Origin of the sequence: Nereida ignava, from assembly GCF_001049735.1 — a bacterium.
GTDB classification, from domain to species: Bacteria; Pseudomonadota; Alphaproteobacteria; order Rhodobacterales; family Rhodobacteraceae; genus Nereida; species Nereida ignava.
On the sequence record NZ_CVPC01000006.1, the window covers coordinates 135,968 to 150,521 of the forward strand.

Sequence of the window (14,554 nt, forward strand, 5' to 3'; positions counted from 1 at the left end):
CGCCCACGAGGTGAACTTCAGATGACGCGACACACTATTTTGCTGACGGGCGGGCTTGGCTACATTGGCTCGCATACGGCTGTCGCATTGGTTGAGGCGGGCTACCAAGTGGTGATCCTTGATAATCTGTCAAATTCCGAGCGGTCCGTGTTTGATGCACTTGGCACGTTGGTGGGGCCCAATCATCTGACTTTCATCGAGGGCGATGTCACGGATGCGGCTACTCTGGAGCGGGTATTTTCAGATCATTCATTCTTTGGTGTGGTGCATTTTGCTGCCCTCAAATCTGTGGCCGAGAGCGAGGCGCAGCCGCTGGCATATCTGGAAACAAATATCGGCGGTCTTTTGACGCTGCTGCGCGCAATGGAGCAGGCCGAGGTTTTCAATCTGGTTTTCTCGTCATCCGCAACGGTTTACGGTGATCAGGAGATTTTCCCCATCCCCGAAACGGCCGAGCGTTCTGCCGTCAACACATATGGATTTACCAAACTTAGCTCAGAACAAATGCTTGAGCGCGTTGGCAGCAATGATGATCGATGGTCGTTTGGGGTGTTGCGCTATTTTAACCCCATTGGTGCCCACGAAAGTGCGGCGATCGGCGAGCGCCCCAATGGCATACCTGCCAATTTGCTCCCCTATATTGATCGCGTGGCCACCGGTAGTCTGCCGGAATTGGTTGTGTACGGTGATGATTACCCTACCCCTGATGGCACCGGCGTGCGCGACTACATCCACGTCATGGATTTGGCCGAAGGGCACGTTCGCTCGCTTGATGCCATTGAGGCCACGGGCGAAGGTCACACCGTCAACATTGGGACTGGGCAGGGCTATTCCGTTCTTGAGGTTATCCGTGCCTATGAGGCGGTGTCGGGCATCAAGATACCCTATCGCGCCGTGCAGGGGACGTTGCTGTTTATTTAGCGGATGCAACTTTGGCCCGCGAGGTGCTGGGGTTCGAGACCAAGCGCGATCTGTTTGATATGTGCCGATCGAACTGGGCATGGATACAGAAAGACGCGTAACGGCATTCAAAATGCGGCGGCAGGCCTAGGGCTACGCTGCGTTTTGTAAAGGGTGCATATGCAACTGCCCCTATACAAACGGCTCACAACACTCTAGTGGCGCACTCAACCAAGTGAATCGTTGATCATATCGTCCCCCGTATATCCTTCAGGGGCCAACGACCTTATTGAAAGACCCTGACGTGAAAAAAACCATCGCTGACGCTCTGGCCGCCAAAGGCTACGACAAACTTACTCCGGTCCAAGAGGCGGTCTCTGATCCGGTTCTTACTGGTGCTGATATGCTGGTTTCAGCGCAGACAGGATCGGGCAAAACGGTCGGCTTCGGGCTTGCGATTGCGCCGACGCTTTTGGGCGATGGTGATGGTTTTGAGCGGGCAAGCACTCCTCTGGCGTTGATCATTGCACCAACTCGCGAACTTGCGATGCAGGTAAAGCGCGAACTGGCGTGGCTCTATGGCCCAGCCGGTGCAGTGATGGCGTCTTGCGTTGGTGGGATGGACATGCGTGACGAGCGTCGTGCGCTTGACCGTGGTGCGCATATTGTCGTGGCAACGCCGGGCCGCCTGCGCGATCATATTATGCGTGGTTCAATCGATCTAAGCCAGACACGCGCGGTTGTTCTGGATGAAGCTGACGAAATGCTTGATCTGGGCTTTCGCGAAGACCTTGAATTTATCTTAGGCGAAGCGCCGGATGAGCGGCAAACATTGCTGTTCTCGGCCACTGTGCCAAAGGCCATCGCGAACCTTGCGAAAAGCTACCAAAAAGATGCGGTGCGGGTCTCGACCAAAGCTGAAACATCGCAACACGCTGACATTGAATATCATGCAATGGCTGTATCGCCTCGCGATGGTGAGAACGCCATTATCAACGTGCTTCGCTACTATGAGGCGCCAAACGCGATTGTTTTCTGCAACACCCGCGCGATGGTGAACCGCATCACGACACGCCTGTCGAACCGTGGTTTTTCGGTTGTGGCGTTGTCTGGTGAGTTGTCCCAAAACGAGCGGACACACGCGCTGCAAGCCATGCGCGACGGTCGTGCCCGCGTTTGTGTTGCGACAGATGTTGCTGCGCGCGGCATTGATTTGCCGAACCTTGATCTTGTTGTGCATGCTGAATTGCCGGGTAGCCATGAGACGATGTTGCACCGTTCTGGCCGTACGGGTCGTGCGGGTCGCAAGGGTGTGTCTGCGCTGATCGTCACGCCAAAAGTGCGCAAAAAAGCTGAACGTATTCTGGGTATGGCAAAGGTTCAGGCAGTCTGGGGCCAAGCGCCTTCTGCCGATGCGGTGAACGCCCGTGATGATGAGCGGATGTTGGCGGACCCTGCATGGTCTGAGGCAATCGCTGAAGGTGAGATGGAAGCCGTAAACGGCCTTGCTGCCCAATTCACGCCCGAGCAATTGGCCGCTGCTTATTTGCGTTTGTATAAAGCCAACCGCTCTGCACCAGAAGAGTTGGGTGCGGCTGACGCTGCACCAAAACCGCGCGAAGAATTTGGCGCTAGCACATGGTTCTCTGTGGCGGGTGGCCGTAAGGATGGTGCTGAGCCGCGCCGTTTGCTGCCTATGCTCTGCAAAGCTGGTGGTCTTGATAAAGACGACATCGGTGCAATCCGAATTCAGCAAGACGAGAGCTATGTTCAAATTCGTGATGAATCTGTCGAACGCTTTTTGGCCGAGATTGGTTCTGACATGAATGTGGAAGGCGCCAAGCTGACGAAGCTGGACCGCGCTCCCAACCTTGGTGCATCTAGTCCCCGCGGCGGCGGTGCGCCGCGGGGTGGCAAGCCTGCTTACAAAGGCTCCAAACCCAAGGGTGATTGGCATCCTGCTGGTCCAAAAGGCGAGGGCAAAGGAGCTGCGCGCCGTGAGGATGCGCCGCGCAAACCGCGCACCAAGAAACCCCGCAGTGATGAGCAAGCTGCAGCACCGTATCGTGCGCCACGTGAAAACCTGACTGAAACCCACGAAGGTGCGGTTAAGCCGCGTAGCCCTAAAGGTGCAGGGAAACCAAGTGGGAAGCCCGGTGGAAAACCTTCTGGCAAGCCATACGGTAAATCTGGCCACAAAGGCCCACCGCCCCCTAAAGGCAAATCAAATAGCAAAAAGAACCAAGCGCGCAATGCTGCCGCAAAAGCCGAAGCTGGGCCGCGTAAGCCGCGCACCAAGTCCAACGGTCCAAAGCGTTAGATTGGTATATTTACCCTTCTTGGGATTACGTGTTTAACAAGCGCCAGCACCTTATGTGCTGGCGCTTTTGCGTTGTCCCTATGTTGGAACTGCTCTGCGATGCTTCATGATACCACCACGACGCCACAGCTGTTTGAGCTTTATGTCGGTCATGGCTTTTGTGATTATGAAGCGTCTGCAGTGACGCACACCCTGAACATTGCCAATGAAGTTCTTGCACGTACCGCTTTTGACTGGCGTTTTGTGGCGGAAACACCAGGCGTGGTACAGGGCCTGACAGGCGGGCTGTTGCGGGCCGAGCCTTTGATCGATGATCACAACGTAGCAGATGTTCTGATCGTGGTTGGTGGTAAATCAGGGGCTGCAGCGGGCTGGCAGCGCCGCGCGCGTCAAATGCAGCGTTTGGGGCGGCCTGCAGTTTTGCTGTCTGATGCTGCAACTGCCTATATTGAGCTTACGAAAAATCCTCCCGGTCATGTGACGACCCATTGGCGCGACGCGGTCGCCCTTAATGAAACCGGGTATTACCCCAACCTTACTGCACGTTTTTCTGAAAACAGCGGGGGCATTATTACTGCTGCGGGCATGGGCGCGACAGCGGAGCTTGTCATCGGTTTGATTTCAAGCAGTCTTGAGGCCGCACAAGTTGCCGAGTTGGGAAACCGCCTTTTGTTACATACCCTGCGCAAAAGCGATGCAGAGCAACCAAAGGACATTGCCGATAATCAGGGCCTTTTTGATGCGCAGGTCACCGAAGCGATCCGTCTGATGGAAGAGACCATTGCGGACCCAATTTCTATGGCTGATCTGACCGACCAGTTGGGTCTGTCGACGCGCAGCCTTGAACGGACGTTTCGCAAGGTATTCGATGACACGCCTGCGCGGTTCTATAAGCGCCTTCGCACGAAACGCGCTCGTAACATGATTGAAGAAACCCTGTTGCCGATTGTTGATGTGGCGGTTGCCACGGGATTTGGCTCTGTTGATACAATGTCGAAGGCAGTGCGCGAGGAATACGGGCTAAGCCCCGCAAAAATGCGCGCCCGCAAAAAGATTAAGCTTTTGAAATATGACTAACGTACACTGCTGCGTTTATATGCGGCTCTTTTGATACGTTTGCCAAATTCCGCCGCGCAGTGCGTTGCCAAAGCCGCGGCATGCATTTCATACTGTTCATATTCATGAGTGAATTTCGAGTAACCAGTAAGGTTTGGCAAATTGGTACAGATCGTCAAAATCGGTCGGCGTGCGGCACTATTCGGGGGCGGAGCCGCTGTGGGTGTTGCGGTTACCAAAGGGTTCTCAGCGTCGAACCCCACGCTTGCGGGCACCCGTATGGTCAAACCGCTTGGGGCGGGCAAAACCTTAAACGACGCTAGTGAGTTGAATGAGACACCAATCTTCAAGCACATAACCCTGCGCGAGGACCAAGGTGAGAAACTGGTTGCGGCCCTTAGAACCGAACTTGCAGATGCGAGCGCAAATAACCGCGCCGTAAACGTGGGTGCTGCGCGTCACTCCATGGGGGGACAGGCAATTCCACGTGGCGGTCACGCCATTACGTTTGAGAATGCGTCTATAGAGCTTGATACGGAAAACAGTGTGATGCGCCTTCATGCGGGTGCGCGCTGGCGGGACGTGATCAATGCCATGGATCCTGTTGGGCTTGGCCCACGTGTCATGCAATCCAACAATGATTTTGGGGTTGCGGCGACCTTTTGTGTGAATGCCCACGGGTGGCCTGTGAAAGAGGGGCCAATGGGCAGCACTGTTCGCGCCTTTGAAATGTTGCTGCCAGAGGGCGAATTGATGCGATGCTCGCGATCGGAAAATAGTGATTTATTTAACATGACGATGGGTGGCTATGGCCTAACAGGCATTGTCACACAGATGGACGTGGACCTCGCAAAAAATGTGCGCCTTGAGCCTACATTTGAAGAAGTGCCCGCAGAGAGTTTGGGTAAACGTTTTATTGAGGTGCTGAAGGACCGCACCGTCAACATGGCCTACGGGCGGCTTAATGTGGGGCGTGATGATTTTATGATGCGTGGTTTACTTGTGTCGTACCGGCCAAGTGCTGATCAAAGTGCGCTTCCTGCGGCGCAAGGCTCGGGTGTGGCGGCGAAAATTGCGAGCCGCATTTACCGTGCCCAGCTTGGTAACGAACGGATGAAAAAGCTGCGGTGGTGGTTTGAGGCGGATGTAGCGACGAAGCTGGCGGGTGGGCCTACAACGCGTAACAGTTTGATCAATGAGCCCGTGCATACGCTTGATGATCGCGACCCTAAGCGAACGGATATCTTGCACGAGTACTTTGTCGCACCAGAACGTTTTGCGGAATTTGTGATCATTTGCAGAACCGTCATTCCTGCCTCGTATCAAGAATTTCTCAACGTCACCTTGCGGTTTGTCGATACCGATGAAGAAAGCTTGCTGAGTTACAGTACAACACCGCGGATCGCTGCGGTGATGTCATTCAGTCAAGAAATGACTGCCCGCGCAGAGGCTGACATGCAGCGGATGACCCAAGAATTGATAGACGGGATCGTTTCGATCGGGGGCACATATTATTTGCCGTACCGCCCTCACGCGCGATTGGATCAGCTGACAGCGGCCTATCCACGCGCTTCTGAGTTTGCCGCTGCGAAGCGCAAGATGGACCCAAAGCTGATCCTGCGGAATAACTTTTGGGACAGGTATTTGGGGGTATTATGAGTTTGCTACAAAAGATTTCGGTTGGGTATTTTGTGGTGCTTTTAGCGGCCGCAGCATTGAACTACGTGCCCGGTATCACAGACGATCAAGGCTTGGCCTTTGGTATTTTTGCGCTCGATCTGTTCGATGATACGCTGCATCTGGCGTCCGCGCTATGGGCATTGATCGCTGCTTTTATGGGGGCTCGGGCAAGCAAGGTGTTCCTTGTGGTATTTGGTGCGCTTTATCTGGGCGATGGGCTGTTAGGCTTTGCTACGGGCTGGGGATATTTGGACTTTGGCATCTTCACAAATACCTCTGATGGGATTTCTTTCACGGTGTTCCGGGTGCTTGCCAATCTTCCGCATATTGCACTTGGGGGCGTGGCCTTGTTTGCGGGGCTGCGTTTTGGTCGCGTGCAATGATTTGGTTACTCAAGCGCGGCGCGGCTGTAGTTGCGCTATTGTTCGCGCTTGTTGCCAGCCCTGTTGCCTATGTTGAGTTGGCGTGTCGTCCGAGCATTGTGCCATCGAGCGATGTGCCAATTCTACCACCGGAACATCACCGCCCAGAAGGGCGTACTTTGCTGACCTATCCCGAGTGGCACATCGTTCACGCCTATGATGATTACGCGCAGGTCATCGCCAATGGCGCACCGCACGATTACGCGTATTTCAAATCGGTCGCGGGGTTTTGGCAGTCATTATGTAGTGTTTCCAAAGCCTCCGGCCCTGTGGGTGGTTTTCCAAACCAGTTCAAATCAACGATCTACACGATCGGGATTAGCTTCACTTTTGAGATGCTCGCAAAAGCACTTTATGAGGAAACCTTGGGTCGCTTCGCAGTTGTTATGCGCGGTGATGAGCCCGCGTCACTTGATATATTGAGCGCACAGCAGGCCGCCCAATATGCACAGTTTTTGCAACAAGTCCCTTGGTATCAATGGGATTTTGAGCGTGATGCCGTTGCTCTGAAAAATGCGGAAACAGATGTATGGCGGGACCGTGAAAGGCGGTTTGCGCTTGGAATAGAATATGGGCTCAAGGCCCGCTATGCGCGCGTAATCAAGGCCGCTGTCGCGAACCTAGAACCAGATGCGTTGCGCTTACGCCTAATCGTTCGCGATTTGCAGCCTAACCGCTTAGCGGCTGAGGAGGGTGTGGAGGTTATATCAATGCGGCCAGAGGGTATTGAGGTTGAGGCACCTCGGTACCGCGCTTTGACAAAACTGTTAGATCAGTGGGCGGCAGAGGGGGCGGACTTTGTTGAGATTGCTGGTAACGACGACATTATGCTGACGGTTACGTCCAGCAATCCGCGGCTTGATCAAGCGCTCTATAGTTTTGATCGGCAGGGTTATGGTGACACGCGCCACCTTGTTTTGGTTCCTGTTCTGACTTAGCAGCGACGCTGCGCGGGTTTCAGGCGGGTGTTGTGCGCCTTGAGCATATTCATGACTATTAGCGCCTGGATCGGATGCTTTCTGGGCGCCATGATATCAGTTGTTCTGTTGCAAATGGGCGTAATGCTTTTCAGCAATACTGCCCCAAGTGCGATGGTTCTGCTGCCGGACGCAGGCTTCATTTCCCGCCTGCCTTCTGACGTGGCTGTCTTGGGCATCGGGCAAAATTGGGTGACCGTCGCATCAAGTGAAAGTGGGCTAGCAAAAACGCTTTACGGTGTAGGTGCGCTTGTCGTCTTGCCTGCGGGACTGCCGCGTTGTGTGCCGCGGCGGTAGTGAAGACCATCCTAAGATGGCAAGGTCGAGGTCTGCTAACGGCCTTGGGAGTTTGATAGACGTTGTGTTTTCTAAGCTTCTGTCACAGAATAAAGTGTCTGATTTAACGAGTGGGTTTTTTGTAATGGTACCGAAGTCTTTGTGTATTGCGCCGTTTGTGAACACTCATATTTCTGTGTCTGGCGGTCTAAAGCCTTGTTGTGAATATGCGGACGAACACGGAAATGTCGAAACATCCACAGTTTCAGCAGCTTGGCGATCCGAGCGTATGGACAAGATTCGAAAAATGTTTGCCGAGGGCAAAACACCGGCTGGATGCGCGAGATGCACTGAGCGGGAAAAGAGCGGAGCGCGTAGCCTGCGTGATGATTATAACAGTGCCTATCAGTATCATTTAAAGCAGTTGTCTTTGACAGATGTGGAAAAAACAGTCGGGGATTTTCCTATTTCATTAGACTTGAGGTTTTCAAATTTATGCAACCTTAAGTGTCGAATTTGCTATCACGGTTTCAGCTCAAAGTGGTTTGGGGACGCCAAGAAAATGGGTCTGACTGTTGGTGATAAAGCGGTTATCTCAAGCTTTAAGTCGCCAGAAGATTTTGCGGCTCAAATTGCGCCCGGTATGCAAACAATTCAAACCATTTACTTCGCTGGTGGCGAGCCTTTGATGTTAGATGAGCATTACAATCTTTTGTCTGACCTCATCAAAAACGACCGAACAGATATCAATCTGGCGTATAATTCGAACATGTCATTCCTGTCCCTGCGGGATAAATCCATTGTTGAGCTCTGGAAGCATTTTCCGTCCGTTGCTCTTGAAGCCAGCATCGACGCTGTTGGAGAGCTTGGCGCGCTGGTCCGCAATGGGTTTAACTGGGAAACGTTTCAGCAGAATATCGCCACGGTCCGCGAAGAATGCCCCCATGTGAGGATTACGTTTGGAGTGACTGTATCGGTAATGACGATCGCCGCGCTTCCAAGTCTTTGTGACGGATTGGTGAGTGAGTGTAAGGCTAAGTTGAGCGATATTGCGATGCGCCCTTTGCAAGATCCCAGCTTTTACAGGATGCAAGTGATGCCAGCTGACATGAAGCAAACTGTTGAGAGAAAGCTGAGAGATCATCTTGCTCAATTACGTATGTCTCATGTGGGTGACGAGTGCCTCCGCGGCTATATTCAGCAGATCGAAGGCATGATTAGCTTCATGTATGATAGCGACTATAGTGCTGAGTTACCCGAATTTGTAAGGATGGCCAGCACGCTGGATCAGTTGCGAAGAGAGGATACAGAGGCACTGGTTGAAGGGTTTTCAGACATGAAGCGGGTTGCCGAGACCTTGACGCCGTAGTTTTGCGCGGTCGTACCGACAGCTACAGCGGCCAACGCCAGTTTTCTAGGATGAGCTTGCCTGCAAGGACACTCTCGCTTTCAAATGTGAGCTGACGCGCGAAGTTTTGTCCGTTAGCAGCAATTTCCTCCGCTTTTTTCGGATTGCTAAGCGCCCATTCTATTTGCTCCGATATATCGCTTAGGTCCGCCTTAACGGGGATGTAATGCTCAAACGGGGTTAGGTAATGATAGTACCACTGCCGGTAGCCAAACTGTGAGTCTACTTTAAAGACGCAACAACCAAGGTGAAGTCTGATCAGGAAGTTACTCCACGTGTTTGTGAAGCCATCAACATCGAGGGCGTATTTGCGGGTTGCCCAAGACCCTTCTTCAACCCGCTCGCCGGATAATCCAGCACGCTCAATCAGAGGCCAGACATCGTTCGTCACACTCGTCGGAACAAATTTGAAATCTATGCCTACTGATTTTGCGAGGTGCGCCAGCCGGATCCTTTGAATGATCGCTGGATTTTCTGCGTGGCAGGGGGCTGGGTTGATCATTCCGGTCCCAACTGGTGCGCCGCGCCAAATTAGCTCATCGCTTCTGTCATGCCATGGGATGTCAGTTTCGTAGGAGTGCTGTCGCATAGCGATGAAACCATGAGAGGCGAAGAAGTACTGATCTGGCATAGGAATGGCGAAGTCAAAGCAACTTGACGGTGTGAAGCGTGCGAAGGATGGCGCCTCACCGTCCGATAAATTGACGGTAATTTGCTCTGCTTCCGGCCCAGCTTTCATAAGCCAAACGACCATCGTGAACAGTTGGTCTACTCGGCTGTGATGTAAGTGGACAGCGTATGAGAATGATATTGATAGAACAATGTCTTTGCCTTCCCAAAAGACGTTCACATCTTGCGGCCCACCAATCCCCTCATCGAACCGCACCCAGAAATAACGTTGCTTCGTCATCTTGAAGTGTGGATATCGCTGTAAAAAATCGTGCAATCGTTCGTGCAACATTCGTGAAAGTTTAGTCGCGACCGGACTGGACCGGATGAAATACCGAAGTTCGTTAAGCATTTACGTTCCTTGGTTCTTCGTTGAGCCTTACATTCGCAATCAGAGGGGGCATTTATAATTGCCGCCACTTAAAGGCGGCTGTTACTGCCCCAAGGCATTTGAAGTGGCAAACTGATGTTCCGAATAGCTTCTTGGCCCTTTGTGGCTGGTCCAATGCGTACAAAGCTGCAGCGATAAAATGATAAAATGCGTAAAAGGCATGTTTGAGTGTAGTTTGTCTTATTTCACTTAGCGCAACCGGTAGTGTTTTTTGCGTTTTCTGGTGTGCGAGAACTATTGAAAAATATGCTGCCTGATTTCTAGCGTTTCGTTCACTTATGAATTTTAACGTGTCTCGTTTACCTAGGCGGTCTTCAAAAGCTCGGGCTTCAGGAACCCAACCAAGTTTGCCGCCATACAGGTTTTCAAGGATGAAAAAAAATGCGGTGTCTTCGCTACCGATCTTGTTGAACCGTTCATCAAACCTGAGGCCGAGACCAGATTGCTTTGAGAAAACTGCTTTCCTTAGTGCGTAATTCATTGTCGCGGGTACATATGGTCTTTGTCCGAAAGCCCGTTTCAAGGGCTGGGTCCTCTCGATCCAATGCCCTGCTGACTGAACAATCGAAGATGGCTCGTCCCCGTTGGCATATCGTAAATTTGTTGGCCCCATCATCACGTCGCAGTCAGGCAGGAGTTCCGACGCGGCCTCATATGCGATCACCCAATTCTCGCAGACTTCTTCGTCGTCATCGACGCCCAGCAAAATATCAGCGCCCATTTCATCTGCCATGTCGAGTACGCGATTTCGCACGCTGGAATATCCAATTTTTGGCTCAGCCGCCAAATGTACGGGCATCGTAAGATCAAGTTCTTCGATGATACTTTCGATCGAAAGAGTTTCGGCGTTTTCCACGATGATCAATTCGGTGCGGTACCGTTTTGGTAGTGTCGTATTTTTCAACGAGATCAGGCATCTATGCAGCAGCTCATGCCGGTCACGCGTGCAAATACCTATGGCCATCAATGGCTTTACGTCAGCTGGCTGTGTTTTGCTCATGCGCATGTACTCAATAAAAAATTACTTATAATTCTGTGCGAATATTACTGTTTGAAGTAAAGCATCGCATGTTGTGTGCCGCAAGTAGGTGTCAAATATAATCAATTGGTTGCTGGCGGTTGGGATGTGCGCGCGCTATTCATATAGAGCAGGTGTTAAGTCGTTTGTGAGAGTGATGAGTTATGGTGCGACATGCGATCATTGCGGGTGGAGCGGGTTTTTTGGGCTCGCACTTAGTCGCTAGGTTATTGAGCGAAGGGTATCACGTCGTCTGCGTTGATGATCTGTCGACGGGCTCAGAAGAAAATATTTTCGAGCATTTAGAAAACCCAAACTTCGAGTTTGTGGAGCATGATATTGCCACGCCAATTAGCGTTGAATGCGATAAAATTTACAATTTGGCGTGCCCTGCTTCGCCAAAACAATACATGACAAACCCAATCAAGACTTTCAAAACGTCAATCTTTGGAACGATAAATCTGTTGGACCTTGCTCATCAGCAGAAGTGCAAAATGCTGCAGGTCTCTACTTCTGAGGTCTATGGAGACCCAACAGTGCACCCGCAGCCGGAAACTTATCTGGGCAACGTGAACACGACGGGTCCGCGGGCATGCTATGATGAGGGCAAGCGCGCTGCTGAGGCCGTTTGCTTTGATTACCAAAGGCAACTGGGCGTTGATGTGCGGGTTGTAAGGGTCTTCAACACGTATGGTCCCAAAATGGATCCTGACGACGGTAGAGTTGTATCAAACTTCATCACGCAGGCCTTTAAAGGCGAAGACATTACCGTCTACGGGGATGGTAGCCAGACGCGATCTTTTTGCTACGTTGACGATCTTATTGAGGGTTTTTGCAGAACGATGGCGCGCGAAACGCAATTCGCAGGCCCTATAAATCTTGGCAACCCCGAGGAATATTCGGTCAAAGACTTGGCCCATAAAGTTCTATCGATTGTGCACAGTAGCTCTCAGTTGGTTTACAAACAACTGCCACAAGATGATCCGAAAAGGCGCCGCCCTGACATAACAAAGGCTCAAGATATTCTCGATTGGTCGCCAAAAGTGTCTGTGGATGACGGTCTAGCCCGTACGGTTGATTGGTTCAGAGACACAAGAAAGAACTGACGGCCTATTCTTCATGCGAGATGATGCATCGTGTTGGCCCAACGGTGGCGAAGTGCTCCTGACAGGCTTTCGCAAAGTCTTGTACAATCCGGCGTGGGCGCATTCGATCATAGCCAAGGGCCAGTGTTAACGGTGGTAAACTGTCTGAAATTGGCCGCGCGATTACGGGCGCACCTACGTAAGTCTCTGACGTAAGCGGCAGCATATTGAGAATTGCGCACCCCCTCCCTGCGGCTACAAGGCTGCGTACCATTTCGGTCGAATTCGCATAGGCTGCGACGGGGGCTTTTCGGGTCTCGGATTGAAACAGGCCTTCGTAATATGACGCGGCAATCGGACGGTTCAAAACAATTAACGGTTCCGTTGCAATTTGCGCCATGGTGACTGTCCGCTGGTCTTTCAAAGGGTGGGAACTGGGCATCAAGAAATAGGGTGGGGCGGTAACCAACGTGTCATATTCGATAGAGGGTCGAACACCTTCGGCTACAAATAAAATGGCGTCATACGTTCCAGCCAGAAGCCCATCTTGTGCTTCATCATTGTTGCATTCCTCTAATTCCAGCGTGACGTCTGATGTGTTTGGTAGGAATGCTTCAAAAACTTGCGGCAAGAATGCGGGGGCGATAGGGGCGTAATATCCAATCCGCAGAGTCCCCTTATGTGATTTTTTCAGCTCTGCTCCCTCAATCAGTAAGGATCGATATTCGTCAAGTAGATGCTCGCATTTGCGTGCCACATCGCGTCCGGCTGCGTTTGGCTGAATGCCCCGCGCGCGTTGGCGGATCACGAGGGTCAGATCAAACTCCGCTTCGACTTGGTCAATTGCGCTGGATACGGCCGATGCTGCGATGTTCAGTTCTGCAGCCGCTTTGACAATGCTGCCATGATGCAGAGCAGTCGTGAAATACTCCATTGCTTTAAGGGTTAGCGCCATGCTTATCTCGGAATTTGTGATGTTATTGTTCGTTTAATACTGTTTTTCCGCAGAGGTAAATCGTGGCAACCTAGATGCGCGGTTTTCTGGGAGGCTATCGATGTCTGACGCACCACTCAAAGGTTGGAACCATACGCCGAATGTTCCGTTGCAAGTGTCACCATTTTTCAGTTGGCCGCCGCGTCCGATGGCGATGCTGGCGTGGTTCTGGAACTCTTGGTTTTTCATCACAGAACGACTGTTGATTGTCGCTATCGCCTACATTTCATTTTACTGGTTTCAACCACCGCTAGAAGAGACCCGTGTGTTCGCATTCGGCTGGGTTGCCGAGATGTTCATACGAAACGTCGCGTTAATGACGCTCGTCGCGGGCGGGTTACACCTTTATTTCTATACTTTCACCAAACAAGGGCAGCAGCTTAAATATGACCCTCGTCCGCTAATGAAAAACGGGCGGCAATTTACGCTTGGTGGGCAGATCCGTGACAATATGTTCTGGACGATCGCCAGCGGCGTCACAGTCTGGACGTTCTATGAAGTGCTGATGTTTTGGGCGATTGCTAACGGGTATGCACCGATATTGACTTGGGCCGCGAACCCCATTTGGTTCATTGCGTTGTTCTTACTGATCCCAGTTTGGGAGAGCTTCTATTTCTACTGGATACATCGCTTTCTTCATATCCCGTTTTTCTACAAACACGTCCACGCGCTGCATCACCGTAACATCAATGTTGGTCCATGGTCGGGTATGGCGATGCACCCCGTTGAGCACCTCATCTTTCTTGGGTCGGTCTTGATCCATTTTGTCATTGCGGCTCATCCGCTGCATATCCTGTTTCATCTCCAGTATTATGCGCTGACCGCTGCAACCACGCATACTGGCTTTGAGGGTATGGTCATCAAGGACAAGAACCGCCTGAAGCTGGGGACATTTCATCACCAGATGCATCACCGGTATTTCGAATGTAACTATGGCTCGCTCGAATTGCCGTGGGATAAATGGTTCGGATCATTTCATGACGGCACTGTCGAATCTGACGCGAAAATTCGTGAGCGCCGCAAGAAATTTACGAACGGCATCAAATGATGGTGCGCCGGTGCGACCGTAAACAGGATGCTGAGGTAGGATAGGGCTAACACCTTTGTCTTCCTCAAAGGCAAGTGTGGGTAGTCGCCTGTCTAACCGATGAATGCTGCTCCATAGCTGCCAGCAACGACCCGAATATGATCTTCATTGAAAGCTGTTCCAGTTGCTTGGCGCACGTGGCACACTGCACTTGTGTTTTTGAGTTTGTTGTTAACGTGTAAATCCGACCGATGGTCTGGCCTAGCTGCCATTTTGCAACGAACTTGCTTCACAACCCATACTGAAGGCTGACGCCATCGTTGGGCAGTAC

The 14,554-nt window shown here is 51.9% G+C and carries 13 protein-coding genes; 10 read left to right on the forward strand and 3 right to left on the reverse strand.

Annotation, left to right across the window (positions count from 1 at the left end; translation table 11 throughout):
- The first annotated feature begins 21 nt into the window (after positions 1-21).
- The 8 genes from galE to NIG5292_RS07685 all read left to right on the forward strand — a co-directional run bounded on the left by galE (position 22) and on the right by NIG5292_RS07685 (position 9,000).
- A complete protein-coding gene (gene galE, locus NIG5292_RS07650; RefSeq protein ID WP_233488194.1) occupies positions 22-921 on the forward strand; it encodes a UDP-glucose 4-epimerase GalE in 900 nt (299 codons plus the stop codon).
- A gap of 283 nt (positions 922-1,204) precedes the next feature.
- Positions 1,205-3,220 (forward strand): DEAD/DEAH box helicase, encoded by a 2,016-nt coding sequence (locus NIG5292_RS07655; protein WP_048598929.1) that lies wholly within the window; start codon positions 1,205-1,207, stop codon positions 3,218-3,220.
- Positions 3,221-3,319: 99 nt separating this feature from the next.
- On the forward strand, positions 3,320-4,297 hold the full coding sequence (locus NIG5292_RS07660) for a GlxA family transcriptional regulator (RefSeq protein ID WP_048598930.1): 978 nt from the start codon (positions 3,320-3,322) through the stop codon (positions 4,295-4,297).
- A gap of 141 nt (positions 4,298-4,438) precedes the next feature.
- The gene (locus NIG5292_RS07665; protein WP_233488195.1) at positions 4,439-5,935 is read left to right on the forward strand and encodes an FAD-binding oxidoreductase; all 1,497 of its coding nucleotides are present in this window, start codon (positions 4,439-4,441) and stop codon (positions 5,933-5,935) included.
- Positions 5,932-6,339, forward strand: coding sequence for a membrane protein (locus NIG5292_RS07670; protein WP_048598931.1), 408 nt, complete (start codon positions 5,932-5,934; stop codon positions 6,337-6,339). The genes NIG5292_RS07665 and NIG5292_RS07670 overlap by 4 nt, the downstream gene beginning before the upstream one ends.
- On the forward strand, positions 6,336-7,316 hold the full coding sequence (locus NIG5292_RS07675) for a hypothetical protein (protein WP_233488196.1): 981 nt from the start codon (positions 6,336-6,338) through the stop codon (positions 7,314-7,316). Before NIG5292_RS07670 ends, NIG5292_RS07675 begins: the two co-directional genes overlap by 4 nt.
- A gap of 51 nt (positions 7,317-7,367) precedes the next feature.
- A complete protein-coding gene (locus NIG5292_RS07680; protein ID WP_048598932.1) occupies positions 7,368-7,652 on the forward strand; it encodes a hypothetical protein in 285 nt (94 codons plus the stop codon).
- 52 nt (positions 7,653-7,704) lie between these two features.
- On the forward strand, positions 7,705-9,000 hold the full coding sequence (locus NIG5292_RS07685; protein WP_158441652.1) for a twitch domain-containing radical SAM protein: 1,296 nt from the start codon (positions 7,705-7,707) through the stop codon (positions 8,998-9,000).
- Between the two features lie 22 nt (positions 9,001-9,022).
- Here NIG5292_RS07685 and NIG5292_RS07690 read toward each other — a convergent pair whose 3' ends face one another.
- Both NIG5292_RS07690 and NIG5292_RS07695 read right to left on the reverse strand, forming a co-directional pair.
- Entirely contained in the window at positions 9,023-9,949 is a 927-nt protein-coding gene (locus tag NIG5292_RS07690) for a glycosyl transferase family 90 (RefSeq protein WP_158441653.1), read from the reverse strand.
- 163 nt (positions 9,950-10,112) lie between these two features.
- Positions 10,113-11,105 (reverse strand): glycosyltransferase family 2 protein, encoded by a 993-nt coding sequence (locus tag NIG5292_RS07695; RefSeq protein ID WP_143081961.1) that lies wholly within the window; start codon positions 11,103-11,105, stop codon positions 10,113-10,115.
- A 176-nt stretch (positions 11,106-11,281) separates the two neighbouring features.
- Here NIG5292_RS07695 and NIG5292_RS07700 point away from each other — a divergent pair, with 176 nt between their 5' ends.
- The gene (locus tag NIG5292_RS07700) at positions 11,282-12,223 is read left to right on the forward strand and encodes a UDP-glucuronic acid decarboxylase family protein (protein ID WP_048598936.1); all 942 of its coding nucleotides are present in this window, start codon (positions 11,282-11,284) and stop codon (positions 12,221-12,223) included.
- Between the two features lie 4 nt (positions 12,224-12,227).
- Here the strand turns inward: NIG5292_RS07700 and NIG5292_RS07705 are convergent, their stop codons facing one another.
- Positions 12,228-13,157, reverse strand: a complete 930-nt coding sequence (locus tag NIG5292_RS07705; RefSeq protein WP_048598937.1) for a LysR family transcriptional regulator — start codon at positions 13,155-13,157, stop codon at positions 12,228-12,230.
- Positions 13,158-13,257: 100 nt separating this feature from the next.
- Between NIG5292_RS07705 and NIG5292_RS07710 the strand changes: the two genes are divergently transcribed.
- Positions 13,258-14,244: a sterol desaturase family protein gene (locus tag NIG5292_RS07710; RefSeq protein WP_048598938.1), complete on the forward strand. Its 987-nt coding sequence runs from the start codon at positions 13,258-13,260 to the stop codon at positions 14,242-14,244.
- Positions 14,245-14,554 lie beyond the last annotated feature (310 nt).

Excerpts from the sequence above, each read along its gene's own strand:
- NIG5292_RS07710 (WP_048598938.1), top strand. The coding sequence starts at position 13,258 with ATGTCTGACGCACCACTCAAAGGTTGGAACCATACGCCGAATGTTCCG.
- NIG5292_RS07695 (WP_143081961.1), bottom strand. The coding sequence starts at position 11,105 with ATGCGCATGAGCAAAACACAGCCAGCTGACGTAAAGCCATTGATGGCC.
- NIG5292_RS07690 (WP_158441653.1), bottom strand. The coding sequence starts at position 9,949 with ATGACGAAGCAACGTTATTTCTGGGTGCGGTTCGATGAGGGGATTGGT.
- NIG5292_RS07670 (WP_048598931.1), top strand. The coding sequence starts at position 5,932 with ATGAGTTTGCTACAAAAGATTTCGGTTGGGTATTTTGTGGTGCTTTTA.
- NIG5292_RS07680 (WP_048598932.1), top strand. The coding sequence starts at position 7,368 with ATGACTATTAGCGCCTGGATCGGATGCTTTCTGGGCGCCATGATATCA.
- NIG5292_RS07675 (WP_233488196.1), top strand. The coding sequence starts at position 6,336 with ATGATTTGGTTACTCAAGCGCGGCGCGGCTGTAGTTGCGCTATTGTTC.
- NIG5292_RS07700 (WP_048598936.1), top strand. The coding sequence starts at position 11,282 with ATGGTGCGACATGCGATCATTGCGGGTGGAGCGGGTTTTTTGGGCTCG.
- NIG5292_RS07705 (WP_048598937.1), bottom strand. The coding sequence starts at position 13,157 with ATGGCGCTAACCCTTAAAGCAATGGAGTATTTCACGACTGCTCTGCAT.
- galE (WP_233488194.1), top strand. The coding sequence starts at position 22 with ATGACGCGACACACTATTTTGCTGACGGGCGGGCTTGGCTACATTGGC.
- NIG5292_RS07660 (WP_048598930.1), top strand. The coding sequence starts at position 3,320 with ATGCTTCATGATACCACCACGACGCCACAGCTGTTTGAGCTTTATGTC.